Here is an 18,238-nt window from a genome sequence, read left to right as displayed (position 1 = left end):
AAAACTAAAGCATATTTTTAGTGTTCACGGGTATTGCGGAACACAATATCAGGATAACGCTCTTGCATTAGCTGTAAGTTCACACGGCTCGGTGCAAGATAGGTTAAATGACCACCACCATCGACAGACAATTGGTCATGTGCTTTTTTCTTAAATTCATTGAATTTTTTCTCATCATCACACGATACCCAACGTACAGTGTTAATGCTGACAGGCTCGTATACACAATCCACTTTGTATTCTTCTTTCAAGCGGTATGCAACCACTTCAAACTGAAGCACACCGACAGCACCAACAATCAAGTCGTTACTGTTTTGAGGCATGAACACCTGTGTTGCACCTTCTTCCGAAAGTTCTTTTAAGCCTTTTTGCAACTGCTTAGATTTTAATGGATCTTTTAAGCGTACGCGGCGGAACATTTCTGGCGCAAAGTGTGGAATACCTGTGAATTGAAGCTTTTCACCTGATGTAAAGGTATCGCCAATTTGAATGGTCCCGTGGTTATGCAAACCAATAATATCCCCCGGCCACGCTTCTTCTAAATGCTGACGGTCGCCTGCTAAGAAGGTTAATGCATCTGAAATACGCACATCTTTATCTAGACGTACATGCTTCATTTTCAGGCCTTTTTCATATTTACCCGAACAGATACGCATAAAGGCAATACGGTCACGGTGTTTTGGATCCATGTTGGCTTGAATTTTAAATACAAAGCCTGTGAAACCTTCTTCAGTCGCGTCCACTTTACGGTCTTGTGTTGGATGTGCTTTTGGTTCTGGTGCATAGTTACTAAATGCATCTAGTACATGGTCTACACCAAAGTTGCCAAGCGCAGTACCAAACAATACAGGCGTTTGACGACCCGCTAAAAACTCTGCACGATCCAATGGTTCATTGGCCATTTGTACAAGTTCTAATGATTCTTCAAACGCTGCCCAAGCCAACTCACCTACTTTTTCACGTAAGTCTGGGTAGTCATAGCCATCACGGATTTCAATGTCTGTAATGGTTGAACCAAAGCCTGCTTTATATACATAGAACTTTTCTTCGATGAGGTTGAATACACCAGCGAAGTCACGACCTGTACCTAAAGGCCAAGTTAAAGGTACACATTTAATTTTGAGGACGTTTTCAATTTCATCTAGCAATTCTAATGGCTCACGAATTTCGCGGTCCATTTTGTTGACGAATGAAATGATTGGTGTGTCACGCATACGACACACTTCCATCAATTTAATCGTACGGTCTTCGACACCTTTTGCACCATCAATCACCATTAACGCTGAGTCAACCGCAGTTAATGTGCGATAAGTATCTTCAGAGAAATCTTCATGCCCTGGGGTGTCGAGAAGGTTAATCATCTTGTCTTTGAATGGGAACTGCATGACTGACGTGGTAATTGAGATCCCACGTTCTTTTTCCATTTCCATCCAGTCAGATGTTGCCGCACGGTCAGACTTACGGCTTTTTACCATCCCCGCAACCTGAATTGCTTGTCCCCATAACAGCAGTTTTTCTGTCATGGTGGTTTTACCCGCATCGGGGTGGGAAATAATCGCGAACGTACGACGCTGAGCGACCTGTGTCGCTAATTCATCTTTAAAACTCATGGAAAGACACCTACTGCAGACGCGCAGCGCAAAAGACCAAATCTGATCAAATCAAAAATTGGCGATATTGTAGCAGATTTCTTTCGGTATTCCTCCACCCTCACATACATACCAAAATACATGATTACACTTTAGCAGTCCGCATTTCATCCGCTTCTTCGTCATGCCTTCAATCAACTTGGAATTCTTTATTGTTCAATTAAAAAAGACTGACCAGCTTATAATAGAGCCAACATTTCCAAGGTAATTTTTTTCACAGCATCACGACTTTGAATAATATGTGCTTGAATACTCCCCAAGGCTAAATCTTTATTTTTGCTAAGGATCTGTTCCAATATCTTTTGATGTTCTGCATAGGTTGCGTCAATACGATAATCTTTAGAAAAATCTAAACGGCGAATAATACGGATTTTTTCACTCACATCCCGATGCACCTTTGCCATTTCACTATTGCCGATTGCTTCAACCAATTGGCAGTGAAAAGCTTCATCTTGCATCGATAAAGTTTTTAAATCATGCAAATACTGTTCAGGCTGAATACACCACAAATTCACCAATGTCTGTAAAGCCTGTTTAAGTTGTTCTGGTTCCATTTTACAGAGCTGCTCAATGGCATAGCATTCCAGCAAAATCCGTAAATCGTACAGTTCTTCGTAGGCTTTAAAATTGAGTGGCTTCACTTCCCAACCGCTGCGAAAATGCACCCGTACATAACCATCTTGCTGTAAACGGTATAAAGCCTGCCGTACGGGTGTACGGCTGACTTCATACAATTCTGCAATTTCAGATTCGGTAAAACGTGCACCCGGTTTGAGCTGAAAATCAAAAATATCGTTTTTTATTTTTTGGAAAACCAGCTCAGACAAATTGTCTGAGCTTTTCCCAACAATGGCTGAAGTCATGTTTATTCCATATAAACCAGCGGTTCACCGCTATGTACCGTTTGTCCCGCACGGCAGATAATCGCTTTCACTATACCGTCATCATCGGCATAGACTGGAAGCTCCATTTTCATCGCTTCAATAATGGCTACAGTATCGCCTTTCTTCACAGGCTGTCCAGCTTCGACAAAAATTTTCCAAATGTTGCCTGTCATCGATGCATTTAAAGCTGCATACTGGCTATAGTCGGTATCATCTTGCAGGATTTCCATTTCCGCAGGCGCATCGAACTCATCTTTCCAGCGTTCAACTTCAGTTGTAAATGCCTGCTGCTGCTGTGCTTTAAATTCGGCAATACTGTCCTTTTCTGTTTCCAAAAAGGCTTGATAAGCTGCAAAATCAAACTCTGTCTCTTCAATTTTAATTTCAGCAACGCCATTGGCAAAGTCAGCACGAAATTGATCAAGTTCAGCTTCGGTTACTTCATAATATTTAATTTGGTCAAAGAAGCGTAAGAACCATTGCTGATCACCAAACTGCTTGTTCTTTTTAAACTTATTCCAAATGGGCAAGGTACGGCCTATCAATTGATAACCGCCCGGTGAGTCCATGCCATAGATACACATGTACATACCGCCAATACCGACTGTACCTTCGGCAGTAAAGGTACGTGCAGGGTTATATTTCGAGCTGAGTAAACGATGACGCGGATCAATTGGAACGGCACAAGGTGCGGTTAAATACACATCGCCTAAACCTAAAATCAGGTAATTGGCATCAAAAATGATGTCTTTGACTTGCTCACGGCTGTCTAAGCCATTAATGCGCTGAATGAAATCGACGTTATTTGGCAACCACGGCGCTTTGGCACAGACACTTTCTTGATAACGTTCTACAGCACCTAAAGTTGCCGAATCCTCAAATGCCATCGGCAAGTGAATAATACGGGATGGAATTTTGATTTGGCTCAAATCGCCCATCTCATTTTCGAGACCCAATAAAAACTGGATCAAATTCGCTTGGCTGAAACGCAATCCATCATATTTAATTTGCAGTGAACGCACACCCGGTGAAAGCTCTAAGATGCCATCAATATTCGCTTCACGAATCAGCTGCATCAGTCGATAAACACGTAAGCGCAATGCAAGGTCGAGAACGTTTTCGCCATATTCAAGCAAGATGTAACTGTCACCTGCCTGACGATAGACCGCTTTTGGCGCATGTGCATCTGCTTCACGCACAGCCAATATCCCTTCAGGCTTACACTCAAAATTTGCCAACTCTGACTTTTCAGGCGCTTGAGCAAAGTTTTGAATATCGGCAATTTGCTGAACTTCCAAGGCATTGGCTTGTTCCACACTCATCGGATAGAAACTGATACTGTCATCTGCCTTAAGTTGACCAATCTTCCAAAGTTCTGCTTTGGCAATCGTCACTGGGCAAACAAAGCCACCGAGGCTTGGGCCATCTTTGGCCAAAATCACTGGGAAATCTCCGGTGAAGTTAATCGCCCCAATAGCATATTCACAGTCATGCACATTGGATGGATGCAAACCTGCTTCACCGCCATTTTCACGTGCCCAGCTTGGTGTCGGGCCAGTTAGGCGAATACCTAAACGGTTTGAGTTAAAGTGCACATTCCATGTTGAAGCAAAAAATTCTTCAATATATTCAGGTTTAAAGAAATCTGGTGCACCATGCGGACCATACAGCACGCCAATTTTCCATTCTTTGCCATAGCTTGGAATACGCTCTGCAGCTAAAGCTTGTGGTGCTACTATTGCAATTTCCAATCCATCTAAAGGCAGGCTTGGATTAACCATTTTAATCATGTCGCCTGCGCGCAGCACTCGCCCTGCATGACCGCCAAAATTACCCAATGCAAAAGTTGAACGGCTGCCTAGATATTCAGGTACATTTAACCCATTGCGGATCGCAAGATACGTACGGCAACCCGATTCAACTTGTCCGAGTGCCAAAGTTTGCCCGGCTTTGATGCTGATCGGCTGCCAAAAATCGACATTCACACCATCTAGAGTCGCGCTACATGGCGCACCTGCTAAGGCTACGATGCTATCGGCATGAAATTTAAGACTCGGCCCTTGTAAGGTAAATTCAAAGCCTGCTGCCGATTTTGGATTACCGACAACTTGATTGGCTAACTGAAATGCATAATCATCCATTGGGCCTGATGGCGGTACACCAATATCCCAATAGCCCACACGCCCCGGATAGTCTTGAATCGTACTTTGTGTACCCGGTTGCAGCACTTCAATTACATTTGGCACGTATTTAAAATCATCCAGCAGACGTGTCCAGATTTGCATATTATCAAAGCGTGCATCAGACACTACGGTATGCGCATAATCCAAGTTGGTGCTGATGCCATTCAGGCGGGTTTCAGCCAAGGCTGTTTTTAGCTTGGCAATCGCACTGTCTCTGTCTGCTGCATGCACAATGATTTTGGCAATCATCGGGTCAAAATATTGTGAAATTTCTGTGCCTGTAGATACCCACGTATCCACACGAATGTCTTCAGGGAAATATACATCCGTGAGTACACCCGGACTTGGCTGGAAGTTTTTCACTGGGTCTTCCGCATAAATTCGCACTTCAATGGCAGCGCCATTGGGCTGAATATTGCTGAGTTTTTCCCAGTCCAAAGCATCACCTGCTGCCACTTTGAGCATGCATTCAATCAGATCTAATCCTGTCACCATTTCAGTGACTGGATGTTCAACCTGCAAACGGGTATTCACTTCAAGGAAATACACTTCATCACGGGCAGCATCATAGATAAACTCAACTGTGCCTGCGCTGCGGTATTTCACCAATTGACCGAGCTCTACTGCAGCACGGTGCAATTTTTGACGGGTCGCTTCTGGTAAATGCGGTGCTGGTGTTTCCTCCACCACTTTTTGGTTACGGCGCTGCAATGAACAGTCACGCTCACCAAAGGCAACGACTTGACCTAAACCATCACCAAATATTTGCACTTCTACGTGACGAGCTTTATCGACAAAACGTTCGAGAAACACACCCGCATCTTTAAAGAACTGCTCGCCTAGACGCTTTACACTTTCATACGCATCTTTTAATGATTGTTCATCATCACAGCGGGTTAAACCAATCCCACCACCGCCTGCGGTACTTTTCAGCATTATGGGATAGCCAATCTCTGCAGCAGATGCGAGTGCTTCATCCAAACTTGCCAATAAACCTGTGCCCGGTGTCATGGGTACATTGGCTGCAGCTGCCAATTCACGTGCACGATGCTTCAAACCAAATTCTAAAATTTGTTCAGCCGTTGGCCCCATAAAGGCGATACCATTTTCCTCACATGCACGGGCAAAGTCGGCACTCTCTGACAAAAAGCCATAACCGGGAAATATTGCTTCAGCGCCGGTTTGTTTGGCTGCTTGAATCAATTTTTCAATACTTAAATAAGTCTCTGCAGGTTTAACACCTTCAAGTGAAACTGCTACATCTGCATCTAAGACATGTTGTGCATAACGGTCTGTCTCTGAATACACGGCAACTGACTGAACACCGAGTTTCTTTAATGTACGAATCGCACGAACAGCAATTTCACCACGGTTTGCAATTAAAACTGTTTTAAACATGATTATTTCCCCGAATTTTTTAATTTGATTTTGCTGTTGTTGCTTGCAGTGATTGGATATAGGCGCGCCAGCCACCAAATTCACTGATATTTTTTGCACCGTTTAGGCCATAGGGTTCACAAATAAAGCCTTTCACCCAACGTCCATCGGCAAGCTCGACATTGCCCATACCGAGCGGTGTTGGAATTTCAGCGACAAATTCACCAAAGCGTGCTTTTGGAATATCCCAAAGCTCGACAATAATTTTTTGACCCGCTTCCTGACGCGCTAAACCTGGTTTCGGCGGTACTGTGCCCGGCAGTGCATAGAGGGCGTAATCGGAAGAAGTGGTTGTGGTTTCGACATGCACGGCTTGGCGTGTTGTCAGTTGGAAATTCAGTGGCATACCTGTGAGATGTGCCCCTACGACTGCAACACGAAAATGCTGCGCGGATGGTGCAGAAATGACTGAAGCTGTTTCAGACAATGTTTTAGCTACTGCACCGAGTGGTAATTTCAGATGGTTTTGCCATTTTTCTGCAAAATCTGCTAAAGCCGTATCGTGCCAAGCCGGTGCAATGAATGTGATTCCAAAAGGCAGCCCGTCGGCACGAAAGCCTGCAGGTACAGCGATGGCACTCAGGTCTGCTAAATTGGTAAAGTTGGTATAGGTGCCAAAGTGGCTATTATTTTCAATTGGCGCCTCAGCCATTTCAGCCAGTGTGTGAATGGTTGGCGAGCTTGGCACCACTAAGGCATCAAATTGGGCCAAGGTTTGCTGAATGTCTCGAGCCAATTCTTGCTTTAAATATTCGGCGTTATAGGCATCCACCGCACTGTACTGCTGCCCTTTTTGAATGATTTCCAAAACTGTTGGATCAAAGTCTTGTACCGATGTTTCTAATAAATCTGCAACTGCAGCAGTACGCTCTGCGACCCATGACCCTTGGTAAAGTTGGCTCGCCAATTGACTAAAAGCACTGAAATCAATTTCAGTCAGTTCTGCGCCTAAGTTTTTTAATTCAGTCAGTGCTTGCTGGAATGCATCCGCTGATTGAGCATCGCCAAAAAATTCTAATTGTTTTGGAATGGCTAATTTTAATTGTGTGCTGAACTTTGCAGGCGCTGTAGCTGGATTCACACGTGAATAGCTGTCGCTTACATCAAAACCTTCCATAACATCTGCCACAGCAGTTGCATCAGCGACGGTTAAGGCAAAAATTGAAATACAATCTAGGCTCTTACAGGCAGGCAATAAGCCTGTATTTGAAAAGCGGCCTTTGGTTGGCTTTAAACCGACAATATTATTGAAAGCTGCAGGTATACGCCCTGAGCCTGCTGTATCTGTACCGAGCGCAATCGGGACTAAACCACGCGCCACCACACTGCCTGAACCAGAGCTTGAACCACCGCTTACATAGTCAGGATTAAAACTATTTGGCACGGCACCAAATGGTGAGCGTGTACCAACCAATCCTGTGGCAAATTGATCTAAATTGGTTTTGCCTACAATAATCGCACCCGCTTGTTTTAAGCGTTGTACCACATAGGCATCTTCAGTTTTAATTTCAGTAAATAATTTAAACGCAGCCGTTGACGCAAAGCCTGCCACATCAATATTGTCTTTCACTGCAATAGGCACACCAAACAAAGGTAAGGCAGTCGCATTTTCAATTTGTTTTAAAACTTCAATCTGCGCAGTTATTTGTTCTATCGATGCAATTGAAATCCATGCTGGGTCTACGCGATCAAATTGCTCGACCAAGGCATATAAGTCTTCAAGTTGAAGTGTGTTGTTTGCGTAGCCCGCTTTCCATTCCGCTAAAGTCCAGCCTAAAGTTTTTATTGGGTTCATTGATGTGCTCATTCTTGTATCCAAGTTTGAATACTGTATTGCACACATCATGCCAAAATAATATTTTTATTATTTTTCAATATCTTACTTATTAAATATAATTATTTTTATTTATTTCAGACCTATCATCATACACATCTGTTCTAAAATAGAACATTCGTTCACTTTATTTGCACCATGTCAGTTTGAACCGAAAATACAGATCAGCTGGCTCCTGCATCATAAAGCTTATCTTTAATTCAAAGCACAATTCAATCCTGCATTTTGGCTACAGCATAATGGAGAAATCAGCACTGAAGCCAATCCCTCATTCCTTGTACATTAAACATATTCACGCGACTCTAGGCGTACTACATCTACAGGCAATCCCAATAAATACCCTTGCATTTGTTGGCAGCCCAAACGCGTTAAGATTTCCGCTTGCAAAGGTGTTTCCACCCCTTCTGCTGTCACGGTCAGACCCAGTTTAATCGCCAGATGCACAATACTTTCTAAAATCATTTCTTCTTTGGAAGATGCCGTTAAATCATGAATAAAGCCTTTATCAATTTTTAACTCATCCACAGGTAAATTTTTTAAATATAAAAAGCTCGAATGGCCTGTACCAAAGTCATCAATAGCCAGCTTGATCCCCATACTACGTAAATGCTCAAAAGTACGAATACTAATATCGATATGGTGCATGGCTGTAGATTCAGTGATCTCAATCATTAAATGATTAGGATTAATACGATAGCGATCAAATAGCGTTTCAAGGGTTGAAAATAAATATTTATGCTCGAATTGAATCGCAGAGAGGTTGACTGCAATCGGAAGAAACTGCTCATTTTCGCTGTCTTCCCAGAGTTGAATCTGCTTACAGGCTTGCTCAAGTGCCCAATATCCCATTGGAATAATGAGGCCTGTTTTCTCTGCCCCTCCAATAAACATATTAGGTGTCAGCAAACCCAATGTTGGATGTTTCCAACGGATAAGGGCTTCTACGCCACACATGCTTAAATCGCTGGCATTAAACTTCGGCTGATAAAACAAAATAAACTGTTGTTCTTCAACCGCTTTATACAGGTCATTAATCAACTTGGTTTGGCTTTTGGTTTCGTGTTGATCGATGGTATAGCTAAAGATGGAATAGGTATTACGACCTTGATATTTCGAGGTCAGCATCGCTGCATCGGCATTGATTAATAAGTCTTGTAAATTACTGCCATGCTCAGGATACATCGCAATACCAATACTGCCGGACAAATTAATTTCTTTGCCTGCAATTAAAAAGCTCTCTTGTATAATTTCTAAAATACGTTGTGCAACTTGTGAAGCATGCTCTGTTTCGGTGTGTTCTAACACCATCAAAAACTCATCGCCACCAATTCTTAATAATTTGGAATCTTGATCCAATAAACGGTGCATACGATTGGCCAATTGAATCAACAATTGATCGCCAACATGATGGCCAAATACATCATTTACAGCTTTAAAGCGGTCTAAATCGATATATAAAAATGCAATTTTTTCTTGACTGCTTCGATGCTCCGTAAACAATAAATGTGCATATTCAGCTAAATACAAACGATTGGGTAATTTGGTTAAATTGTCTTGTACTGCTTGATTGGCCAGTTCTTTGTTGGCCTTCGAGAGTTGCTTATTACGGTCTTCTAACCGTTGTTCAAGTAGCGCGACACTAAAAGCAGCAATAAAAATTAAAGCTGTAATAAAGAGCACGGTAAATAGCAACATATCATGGCTAGATTGGGCCTGAAGCAAGCTTTGTGTTGCATCTATTTTTATAAACTTTGTCGCAGCCATGCCAATAAAATGCATGCTCACAATCGTCATGGTTAATATTGCAGATACAACCAATTTAATCAGTGGATTACGGTATTGATTTAATTTGTTTTTAAAGGCTAGCCAAAAAGTTAATCCAGAACCACAAATCGCAACCACTATGGAACACGTTACCACCAGTGGATCATAGTAAATATCATGTTGTTGTACGATCAGGCCAATCATGCCCGTATAGTGCATACCTGAAATACCCAACCCCATTAGCACTGCGCCTAAAATTAAGCGAGCAAATGGTAAAGTTTGGCGTGTGGTTAACCAAACCACAAAAGTAGATGCAATAAAAGCAATAATGTATGAAGTAAACGTTAAACCAAAATCAAAATGATAAGGTGCAGGCATCGTGCTAGCTTGCATACCTATAAAGTGCATGCACCAGATTGCCGCCCCTAAAATGATACCGCTTGCCACCAAGATCATTCTTTCGTATTTAGGCTTAGAACTGCGAAATACCAACTGTTCTAAAGAAACTGCTAAATAACAGACCACCAAGGTCACCAATACTGATCCAAGCACTAGACTGTAATCATAATGTATATGAGTCATATTTAGCTTTTCCGCATCAGCTCTGATTATTGCTCTTTGTACCCAAAATGCTACACACAAAAAAAGGTGGATGAATAGGCTTTTATTAAAAGACTACCTATAAAACAACCAATTGCCTTAAGAATCCATTACTCTGTGTATAAGGTCAAGTATTTATTCTGCGTTTTATTACCCCTTGTCGAAATCCTGAATTTTGATTTGAATTAGGTCACTCAACTGACAGAAGTTGCTAATTTATACCGACTTACGTCACTTTTCCATTAAAAAACCAGTGCATTCATAAATGCACTGGTTTCATTTTCATCTTATAAAATGATTTAAGAAGCTGGCTTATGTTTCGCCTGTAAACTTGCATAATCCAACAGTACATTGGCTGCTTCTTTGACGAAGGTTTCTTCCTCAGGCAATGCAGGGCGTTGATTTGCTTTCATCTTGGCACGCGACTCGACCAAAGCATCCAATGAAGCCTGATAGCTTTCCCAATTGCTATATGGTTTCAATCCTGTTGCTGTACGACGTGCATTTTCTGCATCTAAAGTCTTTTGCTCAAGATCAAGCAACTCTTTTTTGCGTTGCTGTAAATCAAGCACCAATTGCTTTTGCTCATCAGTTTTTTTAGCAAGGCTGGTGCGTTGCTCTAAATACTTAAACTGAGGATCAAGGCTGACACGTTGTTGCGATGATTTCACTAGGTCAGGCACATAGTTTTTGATTGAGCCTTCACGTTTGAAGGGTGCTGTTGGAATCGTGTCCCATTGCAATGCATTTTTTGCCTTACGCTCACCAAATTCTTCATTGTAAATATCGACCAATTTTACATCTGGAATCACGCCTTTGTTTTGGGTACTTCCACCGGTAATACGGTAAAACTTACGTTGCGTGAGCGTTGCTTGACCATAAGCCAAAGAGTCCAACTGCACTTGAGCTGTGCCCTTACCTGTAGTTGTACTACCAATCACAATACCGCGCTCATAGTCTTGAATCGCCGCTGAATAAATTTCACTTGCCGATGCAGAAGCAAGGTTAATCAGTACAGCCAATGGGCCTGCATAGGTTTGAGCACCACCATCATCATCTTCAAACACACTGACATTGCCATTGCCATCGCGAATTTGTACCACTGGACCTGATTTAATCACTTGCCCCAACATGCGCGATACTTCATCCAAAGAACCACCTGGGTTATTACGTAAATCGATAATAATCCCTGCCACATTTTGAGCATTTAATGCTTTTAGCGCTTTATTGGTGTCTTCAGACACAGAACGATAATCTGCACCCGCACGACGTGCACGATAGTTCAAATAGAATGATGGGATTTCAATCACACCAAACTTATAGTTTTTGCCATCACGCTGAATATCCACTGTACGTGAGCGTACGCCTGCATCTTCTTCTTGAATCACATCACGGAGAATCGTCACGTTACGTGCTTGACTCATAGAAGCACCTGCACCCAATAAACGTACCGTCACTTTAGTGCCACGCTTACCGCGAATTAAGCCCACAATTTCATTGCTCGGCCAACCCACAACGTCCACCATTTTGTCGCCATCTTGTGCCACACCAATGATGCGATCACCTGATTTAACTTGGCCTGATTTACTCGCTGGACCACCTTCTACAATTGTTTCAATCTTGGTGTAATCTTCATTGCCACGCTCTGGACGAATCGATACCCCAATCCCCTCAAGTTGCAACGTCGTTTGACGGTTTAGCTCCATCGCATCTACAGGCGGGAAATAGTTACTGTGTGGATCATAAGTCAGCATCATTGCATTGAGTGTTTTATCTAACACATCATCGCTTTTTAAACGACTAACACGCTCTAATTGACGGTTATAACGCTTAGTTAAGGTCTGAACTGGGGTTAAATCTTCTGGGCCTTTTAAATCTTGCCCATTGGCTAATTCAGGATTGTCCTTTAAAGCTTTTTGCTTGGCTTGTTCTTCTTCTTTACTGATCGTAAGGTTGATCAGTTGCGACACCAGCATTTTGTTCCAATGCGCACGCTGTTCTGCTTCCGTTTTAAAGAACGGTGCTTTTTCACGATCGGTTTCAATCACGACATTGGGTTGATTTAAATTTTGTGGTTTTTTAAGTTCAGCCAAAATATAGCTATAGAATTGCTTTAAGCGCTCGCGATACTGTGCATGAATCTCATTAGGGCCAGACAAATTACCAGCTTTTAAATTCGCACCAAAACTTGGGCCAAAGCGTTTTTTATAATCTTCAACTTCGGATGCCAAGAACAACGAATGTTCAGGGTCTAGACTGTCTAAATAAAAATCTAGAATACGATTAGATGTATTGGCATCTAAACGCTGATTTAGGTAATGCTGACGATCCACCAAAGTTGCAAGCTGGCGCGAAACCAAGGCTTGCTCTTGTGTCGGTTGAATCGATTGAGTTGTTGCTGGCGCACTTTCTGCCGCAATTGCTTCATTCACAACATGTGTAAAAAATAAACCACCTGTTGCCAAGGCAACGGCGCAAGCTAAAGTTTGAAGTTTCATATCTCTGTCGTACTTCCTTGGTTTACGAACCAAATTGCCTTGTCATTTTTGGACTAGAATTAAATATTTTCAAAATCTTAAATGACTTAATCTGTTTATGTCGTGTAGTTTTATCATAATCTGTGCTGACAAAGTGTAGCAAAACATTGCAGAATTCAGGTATTGTTTTTCCCTAAAAATACCAACACGGACCCCCGAATATGATTGGCGCATTAATGCTCGACATTGCTGGCACAGAACTTACTCAAGAAGATATTGAACTATTAAAGGCACCGCAAGTCGGAGGCATGATTTTATTTGGTCGAAATATTGTCTCACCACAACAAGTTCGTGCCTTAACCGACCACATGCGCCAAATTCGTCCTGACATTTTAATAGCAGTCGATCAAGAAGGTGGTCGCGTACAACGCCTAAAAAATGGTTTTACCCTGCTTCCTGCTATGGGCCAGTTTGGCGAACTTTACTTAACCGAACCTGAAAAAGCCCTCGACTTGGCCGAACAATGTGGTTGGCTCATGGCCACGGAAGTTTTGGCCGTAGGCATCGACTTCAGTTTTGCACCTGTGCTCGATCTAAATGACATTAGTGATGTGATCGGAGACCGTGCCTTTGCCAAAAATATGCAAGACATTGTGCCTTTGGCTAGTGCCTTCCTCAAAGGCATGAAACGTGCGGGCATGGCATCTACAGGTAAGCATTTTCCAGGCCATGGTTCTGTTCAAGCAGACTCACATGTGGCAGCTGCGGTGGATAGTCGTAGTTATGAAGAAATTTATCAAAAAGACATGCAAAGCTTTATCCAATTGCAACCACAGTTAGATGCCTTAATGCCTGCGCATGTAATTTATGAAAATGTTGACCCAAATCCTGCAGGGTTCTCGCCTTATTGGATTCAAAAGGTATTACGCCAAGAATTACAATTTGATGGCGTACTGTTCTCTGATGATTTAAGTATGCAAGCAGCCTGTGTAGCTGGCGGTGCCGATGCACGTATTCAAGCCGCTTTAAATGCAGGTTGTGATATGGGACTGGTTTGTAATAACCGTGAATCGGCTTGCACTGCATTGGCTGGTATTGAGCATTTACCGCTGCCAAATCAACAGCGCCTAGAACGTATGCGTGGCAACATTCCACACATTCAGATTGGTGAACAACTGGAGTTAGGTGCGGAATGGGCAAGCATTCGTGACCGTATTACTGCATTCAAGCAAGGTCTAAGCGTTTAAACGCTATTTTGACAAAATCAATCAGCACTTTTAAGTAAAAGGAACACGACAAATTGTTCCTTTTTCTTTATGATAAAAACAACAATACATTGCAATATAAAGCAAAAAAATTAAAAGAAAATCTAGGGCTTATTTCTTATGACTCAACAACTTTCTGTGCATCGTCATATTTCGTTTACAGCGCATTATACAGGCTATATTTGGTACAGCATGGGGATTTCAAATCCAGTTTTTGCGACCTCTAAAGGTAAGTTTTTAGCAAAGTTGGTACATCCACTCGAAAGCTGGGCCGAAAAGCATGTGGGTGGCAGTATGCGCACCACACTCAAACAACGCCACACCCTCATTGACTGTGAACTGACACAGTTAATTCAAAAACACCCACAACTACAAGTACTTGAGATTGCCTGTGGCCTATCGCCTCGCAGTTGGAACTTTCGTCAAAAATTTCCAACGATTGATTATCGCGAGCTCGATTTGCCAGACATGGCCAAAATTAAAACCCAAGCACTACAAAAGTTAGATCAAAATGCACCTAAAGTACTCACCGCAGATATTTTTAGCCAAGACTTTGAGCACATTTTTCAAGTTTTCGACCCAAAGCGCCCATTGGTGATTATCAGCGAAGGCCTGATTAACTACTTCGATAAAACCTTACTCAATCGCTTATTACAAGGCATTAGCGAATATGGGCAAGACTTTGAACAATTACATTATTTGACCGATATTTACCCTGAACCCGTCAAAAATAAACTGGCCAATTTTATTTGGACCAGCAGTAAACTATTAAAAGTAATGTCTCGCAGTTCTTTTACTTTTCATTTTATCAATCCGTTGCAAATTCATGAGTTTTTTCAAAATGCTGGCTTCCAGCAAGTTGAGGTACTCCAACCTATCAATAGCCTCACAAAACCCAATGCCAGCAATGTAATTCCCTTTCTCTCCCCTGACGAACACGGCGGGGACTTGGTATGGGTCATTCATGCAGTCATAAAAAAACAGCGCTCATAGCGCTGTTTTTTTATTTGGAATAAGCATACTAAGTGAATTAGCAGACCTCATCCAATAACGCCACTTGAACTTTTTGACGCTGAATAAAACGCAGTAAACGCTCAGCAATATCAAAACTACCATGCTTAAATAAGGCGCGAATTTCATGCTGCTCAGTTTCAAAAATCAAACATTCAATTTGAAATGGGCCTTCTTCATCTTCTAAATGCAGTGCCAAATCACGAGGATATTGTGCTGCTTGCACAACTGCCTGCTCAGTTTGCAAAGTGAGTAATACACCAAAGTAATTCAGATCAACAATTGTAGTTTCTAAACATAAATCCGAATGGCGATGCGTTAAGACTGTGTCCGCTTGATGTACGGTCACACGCGCTTCACCACGACGATCAATCTGCGTCATTTGCTCACGTGTCATTGGGATAATGCCATCTAAAGACTGAATAGACTCCCCACGCAAAAAGGTTGCAAATAAGCCCATGGTTTCTTTACGGCGCTGTAACTGAGGAACATGGTCTGCATTGGCAATCATCGCAAACTGCATATTTGGACATTGCAATGCGAAGTTGGCATTTTCATGAGACAAGGTAAAACTATCATATTGCCCACATGCAACTAAAACATCACATTCAGGAATTGGTACATTGGTTAAGCGCAGTAAGCGATTACAGTTAATGTCATAACGCTCTTGTTCTGTGGCCGTAAATTCTGCCATTTGACGGAAGAACAAGCGCTTCGCTGTCGGCGACATTCGGGTTAAATCCATTTTGGCATGGTTCACCAAATACAAAATCACCGCTTGGCCAAACTCATCCATGCGCTGTTCTTTCATAAGATGTAAGGATTCTTCCAATAGCATGCGCCAGCTTTTACGGGTTTTTTGCATCACCCCCATCAAAATCATGCGCTCTACAACATCTGGACGCTGATGTGCCAAACAGGATGCCACCACTGAACCCAAAGACATCCCCAATACAGCCACTTTAGGCATGTGTACTAGATCTAACCACGTACCAAGCATGCCAGCAAGGTCTTCCAATTCTAAAGTGCCTGCAGAGACGCCTGTATCGACATTGGTAATTTGTTGATTAGCGCCCATTGAAGGTAAATCAATCAGAATAATCGGGCCTGCATCAAACAATTGTTCAACGCAATATTTATAAGAATTAAAATTTTGAAAAGCCCCACCAATAATGACCATTGGTGTTCGATGTAAGGTATCTGCACGAGCGATGGCCATATATTCGACTTTCCAACCATCGATCCAAGTCGTACGTGGTGGTTGTTTAAAGCTGTTGCGGTCGTATAAATCAAAGAAACCGTAATGCGTACTTGCCTGTACTTCAGGTTCCATTTGGATAACGGAATTCATATTCCTTTCCTCCATCCTTGCTTATTTTTATTGTGCAAGAAATCAATTAGAGATCTCTGCTTGCTTCAAGCATCCTGCTCTGTCGCGAATTTATCAGACGTCAATGTCGTTTATGTTTCATTCTATACAGGAGATGTTTTTACAAGCAACTGCTTCTTGCACCACTCATCTGTTTTCAAGTGAAAAACATTTTCAAAATGTGAATAACACGACTGTTTCACACGTTTTTTCTTCTTGAGACTTCTTTGCGAACAGATAGACTGCTAATATCAAAGGTTAATTTTTATGTGATCACAGCGCTATGCAAGAGTCTATTGAACAATATATGCACACGGTAGGTCAGCAAGCACGTCAAGCATCCCGCGTGCTTTCCAGTGCGTCTACCCAAATTAAAAATCATGCGTTATCTGCTATTTACACTGCTTTAGAAAACAATGAAGTAGAGATTTTAGCAGCCAACAAAAATGATATGGCTAAAGCACACAACAACAATTTAGACAGTGCGCTTCTTGATCGCTTAGAACTTACCCCCACACGCTTTAAAGGCATGCTACATGGCCTAAAAGATGTGATTGCTCTGACAGACCCCATTGGTGAAATTACAGATTTGGCTTACCGCCCTTCGGGTATTCAACTGGGTAAAATGCGCGTACCGCTAGGTGTTGTCGGCATGATTTATGAATCACGCCCGAATGTAACCTTAGAAGCTGCCTCACTGGCCCTTAAGTCTGGTAATGCCATTATTTTACGTGGTGGTTCAGAAGCCTTGGAATCAAACCAAGCGATTGCAGCAGCCATTCAACATGGCTTAAAAGCATCGGGTTTACCTGAGTCTTGTGTACAGGTCATTAAAACCAAAGATCGTGAGGCGGTGGGTCAGCTCATTACCATGTCCGAATATGTTGATGTGATTGTGCCACGCGGTGGTAAAGGACTGATTGAACGTATTACCAATGATGCACGCATTCCTGTGATTAAACATTTAGATGGTAACTGCCATGTTTATGTAGAAGCGCAAGCAGACTTACAAAAAGCCTTGCCAATTGCACTCAATGCCAAAACACACCGTTACGGCGTATGCAATGCCATGGAAACCTTGTTGGTCGATGAAAAAGTGGCTGATGAATTTTTACCGCGTATTGCCGAATTGTATGCAGAAAAGCAAGTTGAACTCCGTGGTTGCCCAAATGTACGTCGCATCTTAGGGGATCAAGTTCAACCAGCCAGTGAAGAAGATTGGTATGAAGAATACCTTGGCCCAATTTTAGCCATCAAAATTGTGTCTGGGATGGATGAAGCAATTGACCATATTAACCAATATGGCTCACATCATACCGATGCGATTATCACTGAAAACTTCAGCCTTGCGCGTCAGTTCCTTGCGCGAGTAGATTCAAGCTCAGTGATGATTAATGCCTCCACTCGTTTTGCCGATGGTTTTGAATACGGTTTAGGTGCGGAAATTGGTATTTCTACAGATAAAATCCATGCCCGTGGCCCTGTTGGTTTAGAAGGCTTAACTTCTCAAAAATGGGTTGTGTTTGGCGATGGTCAAATCCGTCAATAAAACGAACTCATCAGTTTAATCTTTTCATCCCCTCAGTAGAGTCATCTGCTGCGGGGATTTATATATATAAAAGAATGAATAAGCATATTGAAGATATATTCACAAAGAACAACTGTGGTATTCAGCCTGCAAGTACAATTTGTGGCGTATGAAGAATCTATAAAAACACCCACAATTCAGAGTGAGCACAAGTACAAGACCTGCAATCTAAATCAA

General features: G+C 42.2%; 10 protein-coding genes. 3 read left to right on the top strand and 7 right to left on the bottom strand.

Annotated features, from left to right (window positions below; translation table 11 throughout):
- Window positions 1–17 precede the first annotated feature (17 nt).
- The 6 genes from HYG93_RS04395 to HYG93_RS04370 all read right to left on the bottom strand — a co-directional run bounded on the left by HYG93_RS04395 (window position 18) and on the right by HYG93_RS04370 (window position 12,849).
- Entirely contained in the window at window positions 18–1,610 is a 1,593-nt protein-coding gene (locus tag HYG93_RS04395) for a peptide chain release factor 3 (RefSeq protein WP_106985168.1), read from the bottom strand.
- 218 nt (window positions 1,611–1,828) lie between these two features.
- Window positions 1,829–2,512 carry a GntR family transcriptional regulator gene (locus HYG93_RS04390; RefSeq protein ID WP_120365154.1) on the bottom strand — a complete coding sequence of 228 codons (684 nt, stop codon included), beginning with the start codon at window positions 2,510–2,512 and terminating at the stop codon, window positions 1,829–1,831.
- A gap of 2 nt (window positions 2,513–2,514) precedes the next feature.
- Window positions 2,515–6,114, bottom strand: coding sequence for an urea carboxylase (uca, locus tag HYG93_RS04385; protein WP_120365155.1), 3,600 nt, complete (start codon window positions 6,112–6,114; stop codon window positions 2,515–2,517).
- Between the two features lie 19 nt (window positions 6,115–6,133).
- Window positions 6,134–7,948: an allophanate hydrolase gene (gene atzF / locus HYG93_RS04380; protein ID WP_120365156.1), complete on the bottom strand. Its 1,815-nt coding sequence runs from the start codon at window positions 7,946–7,948 to the stop codon at window positions 6,134–6,136.
- Window positions 7,949–8,269: 321 nt separating this feature from the next.
- Window positions 8,270–10,333: an EAL domain-containing protein gene (locus HYG93_RS04375; protein ID WP_120365157.1), complete on the bottom strand. Its 2,064-nt coding sequence runs from the start codon at window positions 10,331–10,333 to the stop codon at window positions 8,270–8,272.
- A gap of 317 nt (window positions 10,334–10,650) precedes the next feature.
- Window positions 10,651–12,849, bottom strand: a complete 2,199-nt coding sequence (locus HYG93_RS04370) for a carboxy terminal-processing peptidase (RefSeq protein WP_178961899.1) — start codon at window positions 12,847–12,849, stop codon at window positions 10,651–10,653.
- Between the two features lie 200 nt (window positions 12,850–13,049).
- On the opposite strand from HYG93_RS04370, the gene nagZ reads away from it, so the two are divergent.
- Window positions 13,050–14,075 carry a beta-N-acetylhexosaminidase gene (gene nagZ / locus HYG93_RS04365; RefSeq protein ID WP_120365159.1) on the top strand — a complete coding sequence of 342 codons (1,026 nt, stop codon included), beginning with the start codon at window positions 13,050–13,052 and terminating at the stop codon, window positions 14,073–14,075.
- A gap of 138 nt (window positions 14,076–14,213) precedes the next feature.
- Window positions 14,214–15,086 carry a class I SAM-dependent methyltransferase gene (locus HYG93_RS04360; RefSeq protein ID WP_120365160.1) on the top strand — a complete coding sequence of 291 codons (873 nt, stop codon included), beginning with the start codon at window positions 14,214–14,216 and terminating at the stop codon, window positions 15,084–15,086.
- A 37-nt stretch (window positions 15,087–15,123) separates the two neighbouring features.
- On the opposite strand, the gene HYG93_RS04355 is transcribed toward HYG93_RS04360, so the two are convergent.
- Complete coding sequence (locus HYG93_RS04355) at window positions 15,124–16,455, bottom strand: alpha/beta fold hydrolase (RefSeq protein WP_120365161.1); 1,332 nt, start codon at window positions 16,453–16,455, stop codon at window positions 15,124–15,126.
- A gap of 301 nt (window positions 16,456–16,756) precedes the next feature.
- Here HYG93_RS04355 and HYG93_RS04350 point away from each other — a divergent pair, with 301 nt between their 5' ends.
- Window positions 16,757–18,022, top strand: a complete 1,266-nt coding sequence (locus HYG93_RS04350) for a glutamate-5-semialdehyde dehydrogenase (RefSeq protein ID WP_117006780.1) — start codon at window positions 16,757–16,759, stop codon at window positions 18,020–18,022.
- Window positions 18,023–18,238: the final 216 nt, after the last annotated feature.

Origin of the sequence: Acinetobacter sp. SwsAc6 (genome assembly GCF_013391565.1) — a bacterium.
Classification (GTDB): domain Bacteria; phylum Pseudomonadota; class Gammaproteobacteria; order Pseudomonadales; family Moraxellaceae; genus Acinetobacter; species Acinetobacter cumulans.
This window is presented reverse-complemented; position numbering and strand designations above follow the sequence as displayed.

What these genes read in the sequence shown, in the direction of transcription:
- HYG93_RS04395 (WP_106985168.1), bottom strand. Translation starts at nt 1,610, where the DNA reads ATGAGTTTTAAAGATGAATTAGCGACACAGGTCGCTCAGCGTCGTACG.
- HYG93_RS04390 (WP_120365154.1), bottom strand. Translation starts at nt 2,512, where the DNA reads ATGACTTCAGCCATTGTTGGGAAAAGCTCAGACAATTTGTCTGAGCTG.
- uca (WP_120365155.1), bottom strand. Translation starts at nt 6,114, where the DNA reads ATGTTTAAAACAGTTTTAATTGCAAACCGTGGTGAAATTGCTGTTCGT.
- atzF (WP_120365156.1), bottom strand. Translation starts at nt 7,948, where the DNA reads ATGAACCCAATAAAAACTTTAGGCTGGACTTTAGCGGAATGGAAAGCG.
- HYG93_RS04375 (WP_120365157.1), bottom strand. Translation starts at nt 10,333, where the DNA reads ATGACTCATATACATTATGATTACAGTCTAGTGCTTGGATCAGTATTG.
- HYG93_RS04370 (WP_178961899.1), bottom strand. Translation starts at nt 12,849, where the DNA reads ATGAAACTTCAAACTTTAGCTTGCGCCGTTGCCTTGGCAACAGGTGGT.
- nagZ (WP_120365159.1), top strand. Translation starts at nt 13,050, where the DNA reads ATGATTGGCGCATTAATGCTCGACATTGCTGGCACAGAACTTACTCAA.
- HYG93_RS04360 (WP_120365160.1), top strand. Translation starts at nt 14,214, where the DNA reads ATGACTCAACAACTTTCTGTGCATCGTCATATTTCGTTTACAGCGCAT.
- HYG93_RS04355 (WP_120365161.1), bottom strand. Translation starts at nt 16,455, where the DNA reads ATGAATTCCGTTATCCAAATGGAACCTGAAGTACAGGCAAGTACGCAT.
- HYG93_RS04350 (WP_117006780.1), top strand. Translation starts at nt 16,757, where the DNA reads ATGCAAGAGTCTATTGAACAATATATGCACACGGTAGGTCAGCAAGCA.